Origin of the sequence: Micromonospora globbae, from assembly GCF_036184225.1 — a bacterium.
In the GTDB taxonomy this organism is placed as follows: Bacteria; Actinomycetota; Actinomycetes; order Mycobacteriales; family Micromonosporaceae; genus Micromonospora; species Micromonospora globbae.
The window spans coordinates 6671817-6686571 of the sequence record NZ_CP108084.1 but is presented as its reverse complement, the minus strand read 5'-3'; the positions used below and the strand labels follow the sequence as shown (position 1 = coordinate 6686571).

Annotated in this window: 15 protein-coding genes; 1 reads left to right on the top strand and 14 read right to left on the bottom strand. The window is 71.8% G+C overall.

The genetic code is table 11. The features are described 5' to 3' along the window. Positions 1–32: 32 nt before the first annotated feature. The 10 genes from atpD to OG994_RS30605 all read right to left on the bottom strand — a co-directional run bounded on the left by atpD (position 33) and on the right by OG994_RS30605 (position 8784). Positions 33–1469 carry a F0F1 ATP synthase subunit beta gene (atpD, locus tag OG994_RS30650; RefSeq protein ID WP_120330455.1) on the bottom strand — a complete coding sequence of 479 codons (1437 nt, stop codon included), beginning with the start codon at positions 1467–1469 and terminating at the stop codon, positions 33–35. Then, positions 1469–2398, bottom strand: a complete 930-nt coding sequence (locus OG994_RS30645) for a F0F1 ATP synthase subunit gamma (RefSeq protein WP_120330454.1) — start codon at positions 2396–2398, stop codon at positions 1469–1471. Before OG994_RS30645 ends, atpD begins: the two co-directional genes overlap by 1 nt. A gap of 9 nt (positions 2399–2407) precedes the next feature. After that, a complete protein-coding gene (atpA, locus tag OG994_RS30640) occupies positions 2408–4057 on the bottom strand; it encodes a F0F1 ATP synthase subunit alpha (protein WP_120330453.1) in 1650 nt (549 codons plus the stop codon). 93 nt (positions 4058–4150) lie between these two features. After that, on the bottom strand, positions 4151–4972 hold the full coding sequence (locus OG994_RS30635) for a F0F1 ATP synthase subunit delta (protein ID WP_120330452.1): 822 nt from the start codon (positions 4970–4972) through the stop codon (positions 4151–4153). Beyond that, a complete protein-coding gene (locus OG994_RS30630) occupies positions 4972–5508 on the bottom strand; it encodes a F0F1 ATP synthase subunit B (protein WP_120330451.1) in 537 nt (178 codons plus the stop codon). The genes OG994_RS30635 and OG994_RS30630 overlap by 1 nt, the downstream gene beginning before the upstream one ends. A 27-nt stretch (positions 5509–5535) precedes the next feature. After that, positions 5536–5775 carry an ATP synthase F0 subunit C gene (locus tag OG994_RS30625; protein WP_120330450.1) on the bottom strand — a complete coding sequence of 80 codons (240 nt, stop codon included), beginning with the start codon at positions 5773–5775 and terminating at the stop codon, positions 5536–5538. Positions 5776–5842: 67 nt separating this feature from the next. Further along, positions 5843–6640, bottom strand: a complete 798-nt coding sequence (atpB, locus tag OG994_RS30620) for a F0F1 ATP synthase subunit A (protein WP_120330449.1) — start codon at positions 6638–6640, stop codon at positions 5843–5845. Between the two features lie 11 nt (positions 6641–6651). Further along, positions 6652–6888, bottom strand: coding sequence for an AtpZ/AtpI family protein (locus OG994_RS30615; protein WP_120330448.1), 237 nt, complete (start codon positions 6886–6888; stop codon positions 6652–6654). A gap of 182 nt (positions 6889–7070) precedes the next feature. After that, on the bottom strand, positions 7071–7502 hold the full coding sequence (locus OG994_RS30610; protein WP_120330447.1) for a hypothetical protein: 432 nt from the start codon (positions 7500–7502) through the stop codon (positions 7071–7073). After that, complete coding sequence (locus OG994_RS30605; protein ID WP_204985260.1) at positions 7495–8784, bottom strand: serine hydroxymethyltransferase; 1290 nt, start codon at positions 8782–8784, stop codon at positions 7495–7497. Before OG994_RS30605 ends, OG994_RS30610 begins: the two co-directional genes overlap by 8 nt. Before the next feature lie 35 nt (positions 8785–8819). Between OG994_RS30605 and OG994_RS30600 the strand changes: the two genes are divergently transcribed. After that, the gene (locus tag OG994_RS30600; protein ID WP_328851744.1) at positions 8820–10307 is read left to right on the top strand and encodes an SDR family oxidoreductase; all 1488 of its coding nucleotides are present in this window, start codon (positions 8820–8822) and stop codon (positions 10305–10307) included. Here the strand turns inward: OG994_RS30600 and OG994_RS30595 are convergent. The 4 genes from OG994_RS30595 to prmC form a co-directional block, all read right to left on the bottom strand. After that, a complete protein-coding gene (locus OG994_RS30595; protein ID WP_328851743.1) occupies positions 10282–12393 on the bottom strand; it encodes a transglycosylase domain-containing protein in 2112 nt (703 codons plus the stop codon). The genes OG994_RS30600 and OG994_RS30595 overlap by 26 nt on opposite strands. 112 nt (positions 12394–12505) lie before the next feature. After that, positions 12506–13117: an arsenate reductase/protein-tyrosine-phosphatase family protein gene (locus tag OG994_RS30590; protein WP_120330444.1), complete on the bottom strand. Its 612-nt coding sequence runs from the start codon at positions 13115–13117 to the stop codon at positions 12506–12508. Next, entirely contained in the window at positions 13117–13758 is a 642-nt protein-coding gene (locus tag OG994_RS30585; protein WP_120330564.1) for an L-threonylcarbamoyladenylate synthase, read from the bottom strand. Before OG994_RS30585 ends, OG994_RS30590 begins: the two co-directional genes overlap by 1 nt. Positions 13759–13784: 26 nt before the next feature. Then, on the bottom strand, positions 13785–14705 hold the full coding sequence (gene prmC / locus OG994_RS30580) for a peptide chain release factor N(5)-glutamine methyltransferase (protein ID WP_328851742.1): 921 nt from the start codon (positions 14703–14705) through the stop codon (positions 13785–13787). Positions 14706–14755: the final 50 nt, after the last annotated feature.

Genomic DNA, 14755 nt, shown 5'->3' with positions numbered 1-14755 from the left:
ATTGCCGGGGCGGCCTTTTTTCTCGGGCCTCGTCAGCCCTTCATCAGCTCCTGTGCCTTGCGCTCCAGGTCGTCCAGACCGCCGCACATGAAGAACGCCTGCTCGGGGAAGTGGTCGTACTCACCCTCGCTGATCTTCCGGAAGGCCTCGATGGTCTCCTTGATCGGGACCGTCGACCCCGGCACGCCGGTGAACTGCTCCGCCGCGTAGGTGTTCTGCGACAGGAACCGCTCGATCCGCCGGGCGCGGCCGACCGTGACCTTGTCCTCCTCGGAGAGCTCCTCGATACCGAGGATGGCGATGATGTCCTGCAGGTCCTTGTACCGCTGCAGGATCCGCTTCACCTCGCTGGCCACCGCGAAGTGCTCCTGGCCGACGAACTCCGGGGCGAGGATCCGGGACGAGGACGCCAGCGGGTCCACGGCCGGGTAGATGCCCTTGTCGGAGATCGACCGCTCCAGGTTGGTGGTCGCGTCCAGGTGGGCGAACGTGGTGGCCGGCGCCGGGTCGGTGTAGTCGTCCGCCGGCACGTAGATCGCCTGCATCGAGGTGATGGCCTGGCCCCGGACGGAGGTGATCCGCTCCTGGAGCTCGCCCATCTCGTCGGCCAGGGTCGGCTGGTAACCCACGGCGCTCGGCATGCGGCCGAGCAGGGTGGAGACCTCCGAACCGGCCTGCGTGAAGCGGAAGATGTTGTCGATGAAGAGCAGCACCTCCTGCTTCTGCACGTCGCGGAAGTACTCCGCCATCGTGAGCGCGGAGAGGGCGACCCGCAGCCGGGTGCCCGGCGGCTCGTCCATCTGGCCGTAGACCAGCGCGGTCTTGTCGATGACGCCGGACTCGGTCATCTCGGCGATGAGGTCGTTGCCCTCACGGGTCCGCTCCCCCACGCCGGCGAACACCGACGTACCACCGAAGTTGCGGGCCACACGGGTGATCATCTCCTGGATGAGCACCGTCTTGCCCACGCCCGCGCCGCCGAACAGACCGATCTTGCCGCCCTTCACGTACGGGGCGAGCAGGTCGATGACCTTGATGCCGGTCTCCAGCATCTCGGTCTTCGGCTCCAGGTCCGCGAAGGCCGGGGCCTTGCGGTGGATCTGCCAGTAGTCGTCCGCCTGGAGGGTCTCGCCGGGCGCGAGGTTGAGCACCTCGCCGATGGCGTTGAACACGTGACCCTTGATGGCGTCACCGACCGGCACCTTGATCGGGGAGCCGGTGTCGCGCACGACCGAGCCGCGGACGAGGCCGTCGGTCGGCTGCATCGAGATGGCGCGGACCGTGTTGTCACCCAGGTGCTGGGCGACCTCCAGGGTCAGCGTCTTCTCGCCACCGGAGAGCGTCACGTCCACGTGCAGGGCGTTGAACAGGTCCGGCATGGCGTCGCGCGGGAACTCGGCGTCGACGACCGGGCCGATGACCCGGACCACGCGACCCGTGGCCGTCTTGGTCTCTACTGGGGCAGTCATCACACTTCACTTCCCGACGCGGCCAGCGCGTTCGCGCCGCCGACGATCTCGCTGATCTCCTGGGTGATCCCGGCCTGGCGGGCCGAGTTCATCTCACGCGTGTACTTCTCGATCATCTCTTCGGCGTTGTCGGTGGCGCTCTTCATCGCCCGCCGCCGCGCCGCCGACTCGCTCGCCGCCGACTCGATCAACGCCGCGTAGATCCGCGTGTTGATGTACCTCGGCAGCAGGGCGTCGAGCAGCGCGTCCGCCTCCGGCTCGAACTCGTACGCCGGCAGCAGCCCCTCGGACCGCGGACGGTCCTCGACCTGCATCGGCCCGATGATCCTGGCAACCGGCGTCTGGGTCATCAGCGAGTGGAACTCGGTGTAGACGACGTGCAGTTCGTCGATGCCGAGCACACCGTCCGCCCCGGCGCCGCCGTCGACGTCGTCCGCACCCGCCGTGAACGCCTTGATGAGCGTCTCACCCACGGCGCGCGCGTCGGCGAACGACGGCTGCTCCGAGAACCCGGTCCAGTTCGCCTCGATCGGCCGGTTACGGAACCGGTAGAAACTCACGCCCTTACGTCCGATGACGTAGAGCACGGGCTCCTTGCCGTCCTCGCGCAGCCGGGCGAGCAGCGACTCCGCCGTCTTGATCGCGTTCGAGCTGTAACCGCCGGCCAGGCCCCGGTCGGCGGTGACCAGCAGGACGCCCGCCCGCCGCACCCGCTCGCGCGGGGTGAGCAGCGGGTGGTCGATCCGCGCGTTGGACGCCAGCGCCGTGAGCACGCCGGTGATGGCCCGGGCGTACGGCAGGGACGCCTCCACCCGGGCCTGGGCCTTGGCGATACGGCTCGTCGCCACGAGCTCCATCGCCTTGGTGATCTTCTTCATCCCCTTCGCGGAACGGATCCGCTGACGAAGAACGCGTACCTGGGCCGCCATCGATCAGCCCTACTCCGCCGGCCGGTCGGTCGCGCCGTCGCGGAAGCGGGTCACCGTCTCGCGGTTCTCCTCGCCCTCCAGCGGCGCGGCCGGGGCCTCGTTGATCCGGCGCTCGTCCTCCTTGCCCAGGAAGACCTGCTTGAACTCGGTGACGGCCGACTCGAGCGAGCCGATGATCTCGTCGTCCCACTGGTTGTCCGCGATCGCGGCCAGCACACCCGCGTGCTTGTGGCGCAGGTACTGCAGGAACTCGGCCTCGAAGCGCCGGACCTCACCCACCGGAACGTCGTCCAGCTTGCCCTCGGTGCCGGCCCAGACGGAGACGACCTCCTCCTCGACCGGGAACGGCGAGTAGTTCGGCTGCTTGAGCAGCTCGACCAGGCGGACACCGCGGTCCAGCTGCGCCCGCGACGCCTTGTCCAGGTCGGAGGCGAAGGCGGCGAACGCCTCCAGCTCGCGGTACTGGGCGAGGTTCAGCCGCAGCGAGCCGGCGACCTTCCGCATCGGCTTCACCTGGGCGGCGCCACCGACCCGGGAGACCGAGGTGCCGACGTTGATGGCCGGCCGGACGCCCTGGTTGAACAGGTCCGTCTCGAGGAAGATCTGGCCGTCGGTGATGGAGATGACGTTGGTCGGGATGAAGGCCGAGATGTCGTTGGCCTTCGTCTCGATGATCGGCAGGCCAGTCATCGAGCCGCCGCCCATCTCGTCGGAGAGCTTGGCGCAGCGCTCCAGCAGACGGGAGTGCAGGTAGAAGACGTCACCCGGGTACGCCTCGCGGCCCGGCGGGCGGCGCAGCAGCAGCGACACGGCCCGGTACGCCTCGGCCTGCTTGCTCAGGTCGTCGAAGACGATCAGGACGTGCTTGCCGCCGTACATCCAGTGCTGGCCGATGGAGGAGCCGGTGTACGGGGCGAGGTACTTGAAGCCCGCCGGGTCCGACGCCGGGGAGGCCACGATGGTGGTGTACTCCATCGCGCCCGCCTCCTCCAGCGTCCCCTTGATCGAGGCGATGGTGGAGGCCTTCTGCCCGATGGCCACGTAGATGCAGCGGACCTGCTTCTTCGGGTCGCCGGAGCGCCAGTTCTCGCGCTGGTTGAGGATCGCGTCCAGCGCGACGGTGGTCTTGCCGGTCTTCCGGTCACCGATGATCAGCTGGCGCTGGCCGCGGCCGATCGGCGTCATGGCGTCGATGGCCTTGATGCCGGTCTGCAGCGGCTCGAACACCGACTGCCGGGCCATCACGTTCGGGGCCTGGAGCTCCAGCTCGCGGTAGCCCTCGTTTGGGATGTCGCCGAGGCCGTCGATCGGCTGGCCGAGCGCGTTGACCACCCGGCCGAGGAAGGCGTCGCCGACCGGCACGGAGAGCACCCGCTGGGTGCGCTTGACGCGCTGGCCCTCCTCGATACCGGCGTAGTCACCGAGAACGACGACGCCGATGTCCCGGACGTCGAGGTTCAGCGCCACGCCGAGCGTGCCGTCCTCGAACTCCAGGAGCTCGTTGGTCATGGTCGAGGGCAGACCCTCGACGTGGGCGATACCGTCACCGGCGTCGGCGACGGTGCCGACCTCCTCACGGGAGACGTCGGTCGAGTAGGAGGAGACGTAGCGCTCCAGGGCGCCGCGGATCTCCTCCGTCGAGATGGTCAGCTCGGCCATCCTCTGCTTCCTTATGTATCAGGGGCCCGGGATACCTAGTACCGACCGGTCCGAGTGGCGTCTGTCGTTCAGGGCGCTGCGCGGCGGGAGCCGTCAGCGCTTCGCGAGCGCGTTGCGGGTCTCGTTGAGGCGGCGCAGGACGGTGCCGTCGTACAGGTCGGAGCCGACCCGAACGCTCACGCCGCCCAGGACGTCGGGGTTCACCGTCTGTCGGACGGATACCTCCCGACCGTATATCGCGGAGAGGCGAGCGCCCAGCCGCTGCTCCTCCTCGTCACTCAACGGGGCGGCCACCGTCACGTAGGCGACCTGCCGGTCGCGCCGGTCGGCGGCGAGCTCGACCAGTCGGGTGAGCGCCCCGGTGAAGGACCGACCCCCGAAACCGGCGAGGGCCACCTCGACGAGACGGACCGTGACCGGGCGGGCCTTGCCCTCCAGCAGCTGGCGGGCCAGCCCGGCCCGCTGCGCCGCCGGGGCGATCGGGTCGCCCAGCACCGCGGCCAGGTCCGGCTGGCCGGCCACGACCTGCCCGAAGCGGAACAGCTCGTCCTCGACCTCGCCCAGCTCGCCCGCGACGTCGGCGCTGGCGAGCAGCGCCTCCACGCCCAGCCGCTCGGTGCCGTCGAGCAGATCCGACGGAGCCGACCAGCGGCCGGACACCAGCGAGGCGAGCAGGTCGAGCGCCTCGGAATCGATCTTGCCGCGGAGCACGTCGCCCAGCAGCCCGGTCCGGTCGGCGCCGGACCGGGCGGGGTCGGAGAGCACCCGGCGCAGCCGCGGCTCCCGCCGCAGCAGGGCGGCGACGGAGAGGATGTCGTCGGCGGTGGTGGCCACCGCCGACGGCTCCGCGCCGCGGACGTACTCGTCGAGGCGCTCGGCCGCGATCTTGTACGACTCCCGGCTGGCGGCCTGCATCAGCGGGCCCCCGTGCTCTCGAGGCTGCTCAGGAACCGGTCGACGGTGCCCTTGCGACGCGCCTCGTCGGCGAGCGACTCACCGACGATCTTGCTGGCCAGGTCCACCGCGATCGTGCCGACCTCGGCGCGCAGCTCGCGCACGATGGTGGCCCGCTCGGCGGCGAGCTGGTCCTTGCCGGCCTGGATGACCCGGTCGGCCTCCTCCCGCGCCTTGGCGAGGATGTCCTGCCGGATGCCCTCGGCGTCGGCCCGGGCGTCGTCCCGGATCTTGGCGGCGTCGGTGCGCGCCTCGGCGAGCTGCGCGCGGTACTGCTCGAGCAGCTGGTTCGCCTCGGCCTGCGCGGCCTCGGCGCGCTTGATGCCACCCTCGATCGCGTCGACGCGCGCCTGGAACGTCTGCTCCATGCGGGGGAAGACGAACTTCATGAGCACGAAGCAGAGGATGACGAAGGCGATGCCACCGACCACGATCTCCTGCCACAGCGGAAGGATCGGGTTGTGCGCTTCACCGCCTTCTGCGGCGAGGAAGTACATGGAAGACCTCCCGGTCGAAGGGCGGGATTAGAGCTGGCCCTGCCACACGAAGCCGAATGCGACACCCAGCAGGGCGAGCGCCTCGATGACGGCGAAGCCGATCCAGACGTACGGCAGGGTCATCCGCGACGACTCCGGCTGGCGGGCGGTCGACTGGATGTAGGCGGCGAAGACCAGGCCGACGCCGATACCCGGGCCGATGGCGGCGAGGCCGTAGCCGATGGCGGCGGTGCTGCCCTCTACCGCGGCGAGAACGCTAGCGTCCATTGGTGTGGTTCCTCCTGGTTATCACGCGTGACGGTCACGCGGGACGACAACGGTTGGTGCGAGTGGATCAGTGTTCCTCGGCGAGCGCGCCCTGCACGTAGCTGGCGGTCAGCACGGTGAAGACGTAGGCCTGCAGGACGATGACCAGGAACTCGAGGAAGGTGAGCGCCACGGTCATCACCCAGGACAGCACCGAGACCGGCGCCAGCAGGGCGTTGGCGTTGAGCATCGCGAAGCCGCCGAGCGTGAAGACCAGCAGGAGCATGTGGCCGGCGAACATGTTCGCGAAGAGACGGACGGCGAGCGAGAAGGGCCGGACGAGGAAGGTCGAGAACGCCTCGATCGGGATCAGCAGCGGCAGGATGTACCAGGGCGCCGGCGGGATGAGGGCGTGCTTGAAGTACTTGCCGAAGCCGTGCTTCTTGATACCGACCCAGTTGAAGAGCACGTAGCTGATCAAGGCGAGGAACGCCGGGAAGGCGATGTGCGAGTTCGGCGAGATCTGGAAGAACGGCACGATCGCGAAGAAGTTCGTCAGCAGCACGAAGCAGAAGAGCGTCGTGAAGTACGGCGCGAACCGCACGCCCTGGTGCCCGATCATGTCGACCGCGATGTTGTTCCGCACGAAGCCGTAGATCGACTCGGCGATCCACTGCTTCTTGGTCGGCACCAGCTGCGGCTTGCGGTAGGTGAGCAGGAAGAACAGGATCAGGATCCCGACCGCCAGCCACACCATGAACGTGATCTTGGTGAACCAGTAGTTGTTGTGCGCGCCCCACGGGGCGATGCTGGGCAGGTAGAAGTCCTCCACGCTGGGTGGGAAATTAACCTCGCCCTGTGCCAGGACGTTCGACTGTCCGAACACCGCGTCCCTTCCTATTTAGGCGTGCCGAGGTTTCGGATGACCAGGATGACGCCCCCGGCCATGCCGAGGACGATCCCGATGCCGGTGGCGATGCCGCCGGTGTCCAGCCATCCGTCAACCAGCCAGCCGATGAAGCCCCACACGAGCATGCCCGCGATCAGGTAGCTGAGCGCGGTCCAACCCTGACCGGCACCGGACGGAACGTCGCCCGGGCCGCCAGCGTTGGGGGGTTTCTGGTCACCGGCCATGACGGGGCGAACGATATCAGTCGAGCAGAGAAGGCTGTGCCTCACCCCCCGCACAACCTGGTTGTGTGGGACACGGGTGGGCGAAGTCGTCGCAAGGCACGGTACTCCCCTTCGGCCGGGGAGAGAATGACCGATCGGGGACACGACGGCGCGTCGCCCGAAAGGTGGGACGCGCCGTCGGCTCAGGCGCGCGTTCGTCGGGCGTGGACCGCGGTCAGCCACCAGATGTGCACGCCCGTCCAGACCACCACGCCGGCGGCGATGCCCAGGCAGAGGGGGATCAGGCCGGACCACCCGGTGGACGCCACGGCGACCATCACGACGCCGAGCAGCGTGAACTTGGCGACGTACAGGCCGAGGCCGAAGGGCAGCACCAGTTGCGAGTTCCGGGAGTCGGCCCAGGCCAGCACCACGGTGGTGAGGCTGTAACTGACCACCGTGACGGCGACACCGAGCGCGGCGCCGAGCGCCGCGTCGCCGCCGCCGGTCACCCCGCCGAGGACGGCCGCGCCGGCCGCCAGCACCGCCGACGCCGCGAGCAGCACCGGCAGGTGCCGCAGCCGCCAGCCCCGGTCCTCGGCCGCCCGCTGTCCGCGGGTCGTCGGCTCAGCCACGGGGGTACGCCGGGAACGCGGCGACCAGGTTGGCCACCTCGGCGCCGATCCGGGCCAGCTCGGCCGTGCCGCCGGGAGCGGCCGGGTCGGTACGCACGGCCCGGGCGATCAGGCTCGCCACCTGCCGCATCTCCGGCTCCCGCATGCCCTGGGTGGTGACGCTCGGCGTGCCCACCCGGATCCCGGAGGCGACCATCGGCTTCTGCGGGTCGTACGGGATCGCGTTCTTGTTGAGCGTGATGGCGGCCGCGTCGCAGCGCGCCTCCGCGTCCGCTCCCGTCACACCGACCTCACGCAGGTCGACGAGGGCCAGGTGGGTGTCGGTGCCGCCGGAGACCGGCCGCATCCCCTCCTCGGCCAGCCCGGCCGCGAGCGCCTGCGCGTTGCGGACCACCTGCGCGGCGTACGCCCGGTACTCGGGCTGGGCGGCCTCGCGCAGTGCCACCGCCTTGGCCGCCACGGCGTGCATGAGCGGCCCGCCCTGGGTGAACGGGAAGACCGCCTTGTCGATCCGCTGGGCCAGCGACTCCCGGCAGAGGATCATGCCCCCGCGCGGGCCGCGGAGCACCTTGTGGGTGGTGCAGCAGACCACGTCGGCGTACGGCACCGGCGAGGGGATCGCCTTGCCGGCCACCAGTCCGATGAAGTGCGCGGCGTCCACCATGAGGTACGCCTCGACCTCGTCGGCGATCTCCCGGAACCGGGCGAAGTCGATCAGCCGGGGGTACGCCGTCGCCCCACAGATGATCATTTTCGGCCGGTGCGCCCGGGCCAGGTCGCGTACCTCGTCGTAGTCGATGAGCTCCGTGTCCCGCCGGACGGTGTAGCCGACGGTGTGGAACCACTTGCCGGAGAAGTTGACCCGGCTGCCGTGGGTGAGGTGGCCGCCGTGCGGCAGGTCCATGGCCAGCACCGTGTCGCCGGGCTGCACGAGCGCCGCGTACGCGGCCAGGTTGGCGCTGGCCCCCGAGTGCGGTTGCAGGTTGGCGTGGTCGGCGCCGAACAGGTCCTTCGCCCGGGCGATGCCGATCGCCTCGGCCCGGTCCACCTCGGCGCACCCGCCGTAGTAGCGCCGTCCCGGATAGCCCTCGGCGTACTTGTTGGTGAGCGTCGAGCCGAGCGCGGCGAGCACCGCCGGGGAGGTGAGGTTCTCGCTGGCGATCAGCTGCAACCCGCCGCGCAGCCGGTCCAGCTCACCGAGCACCACCCCGGCGATCTCCGGGTCGGTGGCCCGGAGCTGGTCGAAATCCGGCCCCCAGAAGGTGCTCGTCACGGTGTCCACGACGAAGCAGTCTAGGGGGCCGCAGACTGGAGACCATGAGATGCCTGGTCACCGGCGCGACGGGGTACATCGGCGGGCGGCTCGTCCCGCGACTGCTGGCCGACGGGCACCAGGTGCGCTGCCTGGCCCGCAACGCCGGCCGGCTGCGTGACGTGCCCTGGGCCGCCGACGTGGAGATCGCCGAGGGTGACCTGCGCCGTCCGGAGACGCTGCCGGCCGCCGTCGCCGGCGTGGACGTGGCCTACTACCTCGTGCACTCGCTGGGCCAGGCCGGGTTCGAGTCGGCCGACCGGGAGGCGGCCGAGACGTTCGCCGCCGCGGCCCGCGCCGCGGGCGTACGCCGGATCGTGTACCTCGGCGGGCCGCAACCGGCCGCCGACGGCGGCACCTCCGCCCACCTGCGCTCCCGGGCCGAGGTAGGCAGGATCCTGCTCGCCAGCGGCGTGCCCACGGCGGTGCTCCGCGCCGCGGTGATCATCGGGTCCGGCTCGGCGTCGTTCGAGATGCTCCGGTACCTGACCGAGCGGCTGCCGGCCATGGTGACCCCACGCTGGGTGCGCAACCGCATCCAGCCGATCGCCGTGCGGGACGTGCTGCGCTACCTCGTCGCCTGCGCGGGACTGCCGCCCGAGGTCAACCGCGCCTTCGACATCGGCGGCCCGGACGTGCTCACCTTCGAGGACATGATCCAGCGCTACGCGCGGGTGGCCGGTCTGCCCCGGCGCGTCATCGTCCCGGTGCGGGCGCTCACGCCGGCGCTGTCGTCGTACTGGGTCGGGCTGGTGACCCCGGTGCCGAACGCGATCGCCCGGCCGCTCGTGGGCAGCCTCATCCACGAGGCGGTCGCCCACGAGCACGACATCGCCGCGTTCGTTCCCGACCCGCCCGAGGGGCTCACCGGCATCGACCGGGCGCTCGAGCTGGCGCTCGCCCGGGTCCGCAACGCCGAGGTGGAGACGCGCTGGTCGACCGCGAGCGGCCCGCACGCCCCGGCCGAGCCGCTGCCCAGCGACCCGCGGTGGTCCGGCGGCACCGCCTACACCGACCTGCGGGAGCGGGAGGTCGACGCTCCCGTGCAGGCGCTCTGGCGGGTCATCGAGGGCGTGGGCGGCGAGCACGGCTGGTACTCGTTCCCGCTCGCCTGGTCCGTCCGTGGCTGGCTGGACCGGCTGATCGGCGGGGTGGGGCTGCGCCGGGGGCGGCGCGATCCGCACCGGCTCCAGGTCGGCGAGGCGCTGGACTTCTGGCGCGTGGAGGAGATCGAGCCGGGGAAGCTGCTGCGGCTGCGGGCGGAGATGCGGCTGCCCGGCCGGGCCTGGCTGGAGATGCGCGCGCTGCCGCGCGACGGCGGGCGCAGCCGGTACCAGCAGCGGGCCGTGTTCCTGCCGCGCGGGCTGGCCGGTCACGCGTACTGGGGCGCGGTGGCGCCGTTCCACGCGGTGGTCTTCGGCGGGATGGCCCGCAACATCGCCCGCGGCGCCGAGCGGGCCGCCGGCCTCAGTTCCCCGTCCGCGGGCCGGTGACCTCGTACGCGATCCGCTCGCTGGGCGGCACGAAGTCCCGTACCGGCTCGTCGCGCAGGCCGAACGAGAGCACCTCACCGACCGCCGCCACCAGCCGCGACTGCACGGCCTGCCCCACGGCGTCCCGCGGATCGTCCGGGTTCGTGGCCATCGTGGCGACCGCGAGCTGCGGGGTGAACGCCACGACCGTCTCCGTCGCGTACCGCTCGGAGCTGCCCGTCTTGCCCGCGACCGGCCGGCCCAGCCGTTGCCGCAGCGACTCCGCCGTGCCGCCGTCGCACCCCTGGTACATCGACTGGTCGCCCACCGGGCACCGGGCCGCGTCGGCGGCCGCCCGCGCCACGTCGGTGTCGAGCACCTGGCGGCAGTCCGGCCGGCCGGCCGCCACCGGCCTCCCGGCCGCGTCGGTGACCGACACCACGGGCAGCGGCGCGCACCAGGTCCCCTCGGCGGCCACCGCGGCGTAAGCGCCGGCGAGGTCCAGCGGCGTGGTGGCCGAGACGCCGAGGGTGAACGGTCCCCATTCCTTCGCGCCCTCCCGCGCCAGCCGGGCGTCGGACTCGGAGCGGAAGACGATGCCGAGCCGCTGGGCCATCTCGACGACCCGGTCCGCGCCGACCCGCTCGATGAGCCAGGCGAAGTACGTGTTGACCGACCTGCCGAACGCGCTCCACATGTCGTGCCGCCCGTCCAGCGACACCGAGGCGTTCTCCGGGCACCAGCGCCCGCCACAGCTCGCCTCCCCGGTGACCGGGAAGTTCGTGACGAGCCGGCCCGGCGCGTCGTACTCGGTCCGCAGCGGCAGGCCGGCCTCCAGGGCGGCCAGCATCGTGAAGAGCTTGAAGGTGGAGCCGGCCTGGTACCCCTCGATCGTCCCGCCGCCGGCGACGAGCTGGTTGACGGTGTTCGGGTAGTTCTCCCCACCGTCCGGGTTCTCGTCGACGCTGTAGGTGCGGTTGACGGCCATGGCGAGCACCCGGCCGGTGCCGGGCTGGATCACCGCCGTGGGCGCGGCCCGGCGGTCGGTCTTCGGGTAGACGCTCAGCACCTGCTCGACGGTGGCGCGCTGCACGGCCGGGTCGAGGGACGTGACGATCGAGTAGCCGCCCCGGCGCAGGGCGCGCTGCCGCTCGTCGGCCGTGGCGCCGAACGCCGGCTGGGCGCTCCACCACCGGGTGAACCAGTCGCAGAAGAAGCCCCAGTCGTTGTGCTCCCCCGGCACCGCCGTGCAGTCGTTCGGGGTCTCGCTGGGCCGCAGGTTCAGCGGCTCGGCCTTGGCGCGCGCCGCGACGTCGGCCGGGACCTGGCCGGTCTCGACCATCCGGTCCAGCACGTACGCCCGGCGGGCGAGCGCCGCGTCCGCGTCACCGTTGATCGGCTCGTCGGTGTGCGGCGAGCGCACCAGGCCGGCGAGCAACGCCGCCTCGGCGAGCGTGAGGTCGGCCGGCGACTTCGAGAAGAACCGCTTGCTGGCCGCCGCGATCCCGTACGCCCCGGCGCCGAAGTACGCGATGTTGAGGTAGCGGACGAGGATGTCCTCCTTGTTCAGCTCCCGCTCCAGGGCGAGCGCGTACCGCATCTCCTGCACCTTGCGGGCCGTGCTGACCTCGGTGGCCGCCTTGCGCTGCTTCTCGGAGAGGCGGGGATCGCTGCTCAGCACGTTGCGCACGTACTGCATGGTCAGCGTGGAGGCGCCCTGCCGGGTCTGCCCGTCGCGCTGGTTGACCGTGAAGGCGCGGGCCACCCCGCGCAGGTCCACCCCGCTGTGCTCGTAGAACCGGGTGTCCTCGGCGGCCACGATGGCCTGCCGCATGACCGGCGCCACCTCCTGCAGCGGCACGTCCACCCGGTCCTCCTCGTAGAAGGACGTGATGAGGGTGGTGCCGTCGTTGGCGTAGAGGTTCGAACGCTGGGCGGTGGGCGGCGTCCGGAGGGTGTTCGGCAGTTCGGAGTAGGGCGTGGAGAGCGCGCTGAACCCGATCCCGAACACCAGCGCGACCGGAAGGGCGGCCCCCGCCAGCACGAGCCCGGCCAGCACGCCGGCGATCAACACGGTCAGCACTTTGTCGAGATGGGCCCGGATCATCAGCTCTCCCCGCAGGAGCCGGTCACGCTAGGACCCGTTCAGGATGACCCGGAATGCGCCGATTCGCCCCGTGTTTAGGGCAAACCCGGAGGAATTTCGCGAGGCGCGACAGTCACGGCAGCAGGGTCGCCGCGAGCGGCTGCACCGTCTCCTCGATCTCGTCGGCAACCCGGCTGAAGCACTGGTCGCCCCGACCCCACGGGTCGTCCAGGTCGTCCGTCGAGAGCGGTCCGGCGCCCTGGCGCGCCGCGTGCGCCGCCGCCACCAGCGCGACCCCGCGCGCGTACACCGCGTCCGGGGTCGCCTCGGCCGGCGGCAGCCCGGCCGCGTCCACGGCGCCGAGCAGCCGGCCGAACTCCCCGAGCACGAAGGTGCGGTCGGCCGCGTCGGGACGCAGCGCCACCACGTACTCCTGCTGGTCGGCCGTGGCGGTGAGGACCAGGTCGGCGGCGTCGATGTGGTCCGAGCGGAGCTTGCGCGCGGCGAACCCCGCCACGTCGCCTCCCCGCGACGTGACCTGCCGGGCCGCCGGCGGGTTCATCTCCTCACCGGCGTGCCAGCCGCCCGTGCCGGCGCTGTGGCTGTGCAGCAGCTCGTCGGCCCGGGCGGGATCGACGCCGCGCCGCGTCAGCCGGTCCCGCACCGCCAGGGTGAGCAGCCGCTCGGCCATCGGCGAGCGGCAGATGTTCCCCATGCAGACGTGCAGGACCGTGAACGGCGGCACTAGGCCCCCTCGGTGATGTCCGGCACCACGTCGCGCAGCTTCTCCATCGGGATCGCGCCGTGGCGCAGGACCTGCGGCACCTCGCCGGTCAGGTCCACGATCGTGCTCGGCACCGGGTCGGGGCAGGGGCCCGCCTCCAGGTAGGCGCGGACCGAGTAGCCGAGCTGGTCGCGGGCCTCCTCGGCGGTGACCGCCGCCGGCTGGCCCGTCTTGTTCGCCGAGGAGACGGCCATCGGCCCGGTCTCCCGCAGCACCTCCAGGGCCACCGGGTGCAGCGGCATGCGCACCGCCACCGTGCCGGTCTTGTCCCCCAGGTCCCACTGCAGGCTCGGCGAGTGCTCGACCACGATGGTGAGCGCGCCCGGCCAGAACGCCTCGACCAGGTCACGGGCGGCGCGGGGCAGGGAGAGGACCAGACCGTCGAGGGTGTGCCGGGAACCGATCAGCACCGGGGGCGGCATCTGGCGGGTGCGGCCCTTGGCGTCCAGCAGGGCCTTCACGGCGTACGGGGTGAACGCGTCCGCGCCGATGCCGTACACGGTGTCCGTCGGCAGGACGACCAGTTCCCCGTTCTTGACCGCCTCGATGGCCGCGGCGATGCCGCGGTCCCGGTCGGCGGGCGACCGGCAGTCGTAGAGCATCACGAGGAGTCAGTCTGCCACGCCGGTCACGGTTCGCGACGGCGGCCGTCCGCCCGTCGGGACGCGGTGGCGAAGCGGGGCCGCCCGGTGAGGTCCCGGTGCTCGGCCACGTCGGTGAACCGGCCGTCGGCGACGAGCAGCGCGGGCACGTCCGCGCCGTGCGTGTCGTCGTGCTCGATGCCGACCACCCCGCCGGCGCGCAGCAGCGCGCCCGCGCGGGCGACGACCGGGCGGATCACGGCCAGGCCGTCCGTGCCGCCGAAGACCGCCTCGGCCGGGTCGTACCCGGCCACCTCTGGGGCCACGAGTGTGTCCGCCGGAACGTACGGCGGGTTGCACAGCAGCACGTCGACCCGGCCGACCAGGTCCGCCAGCAGGTCCGGCGCGGTGACGTCCGCCTCGACCACCTCGATCGGCCGGTCACCCGCCGCCGCCCGGTCCGCGGCGTTGCGCCGCAGCCAGCGCAGCGCCGCCGCAGACCGCTCCACGGCGACGACCCGGGCCTGCGACAGCTCCTGCGCCACGGCGAGGGCGATGGCCCCCGACCCGCTGCACAGGTCCACCACGAGCGGCGCCTCCCGACCCCGCCCCTGGGCGATCCCCCAGCCGGCGAGCAGCTCGGTCTCCGGCCGGGGCACGAAGACACCCGGCCCGACGGCCAGCTCCAGGCGGCGGAACGCCGCGCTGCCGGTGAGGTGCTGCAACGGCTCGCGGCCGGCCCGCCGGGCCACCAGCGCGTCGAACGTGGCGAGCTGGTCGCCGTCGAACCCGTCGGCGAGGGCCAGCCGCCCGCGCGGCACGTCCAGCACGTACGCGGCGAGCAGCTCGGCCTCCGTACGGGCGGCCTCCACCCCGGCGTCGGTGAGGATCCGGGCCGCCCGCGCCACGGCGATCGAGGGCCTGATCCGGTTCGTCCCTTCGGAGGGGTGTTGCGGCTCGGTGGTCACGACATAATCATGAAGCGTCGCGGGTCACGTCACGATCGGGTGCGTCAGGC

Bases quoted from the DNA above. Each gene is read 5' to 3' on its own strand.
- OG994_RS30600 (WP_328851744.1), top strand. From the start codon at position 8,820: ATGAGATGCCTGGTCACCGGCGCGACGGGGTACATCGGCGGGCGGCTC.
- atpD (WP_120330455.1), bottom strand. From the start codon at position 1,469: ATGACTGCCCCAGTAGAGACCAAGACGGCCACGGGTCGCGTGGTCCGG.
- OG994_RS30625 (WP_120330450.1), bottom strand. From the start codon at position 5,775: ATGGACGCTAGCGTTCTCGCCGCGGTAGAGGGCAGCACCGCCGCCATC.
- OG994_RS30595 (WP_328851743.1), bottom strand. From the start codon at position 12,393: ATGATCCGGGCCCATCTCGACAAAGTGCTGACCGTGTTGATCGCCGGC.
- atpA (WP_120330453.1), bottom strand. From the start codon at position 4,057: ATGGCCGAGCTGACCATCTCGACGGAGGAGATCCGCGGCGCCCTGGAG.
- OG994_RS30645 (WP_120330454.1), bottom strand. From the start codon at position 2,398: ATGGCGGCCCAGGTACGCGTTCTTCGTCAGCGGATCCGTTCCGCGAAG.
- OG994_RS30630 (WP_120330451.1), bottom strand. From the start codon at position 5,508: ATGTACTTCCTCGCCGCAGAAGGCGGTGAAGCGCACAACCCGATCCTT.
- OG994_RS30615 (WP_120330448.1), bottom strand. From the start codon at position 6,888: ATGGCCGGTGACCAGAAACCCCCCAACGCTGGCGGCCCGGGCGACGTT.
- OG994_RS30585 (WP_120330564.1), bottom strand. From the start codon at position 13,758: ATGCTCTACGACTGCCGGTCGCCCGCCGACCGGGACCGCGGCATCGCC.
- OG994_RS30635 (WP_120330452.1), bottom strand. From the start codon at position 4,972: ATGCAGGCCGCCAGCCGGGAGTCGTACAAGATCGCGGCCGAGCGCCTC.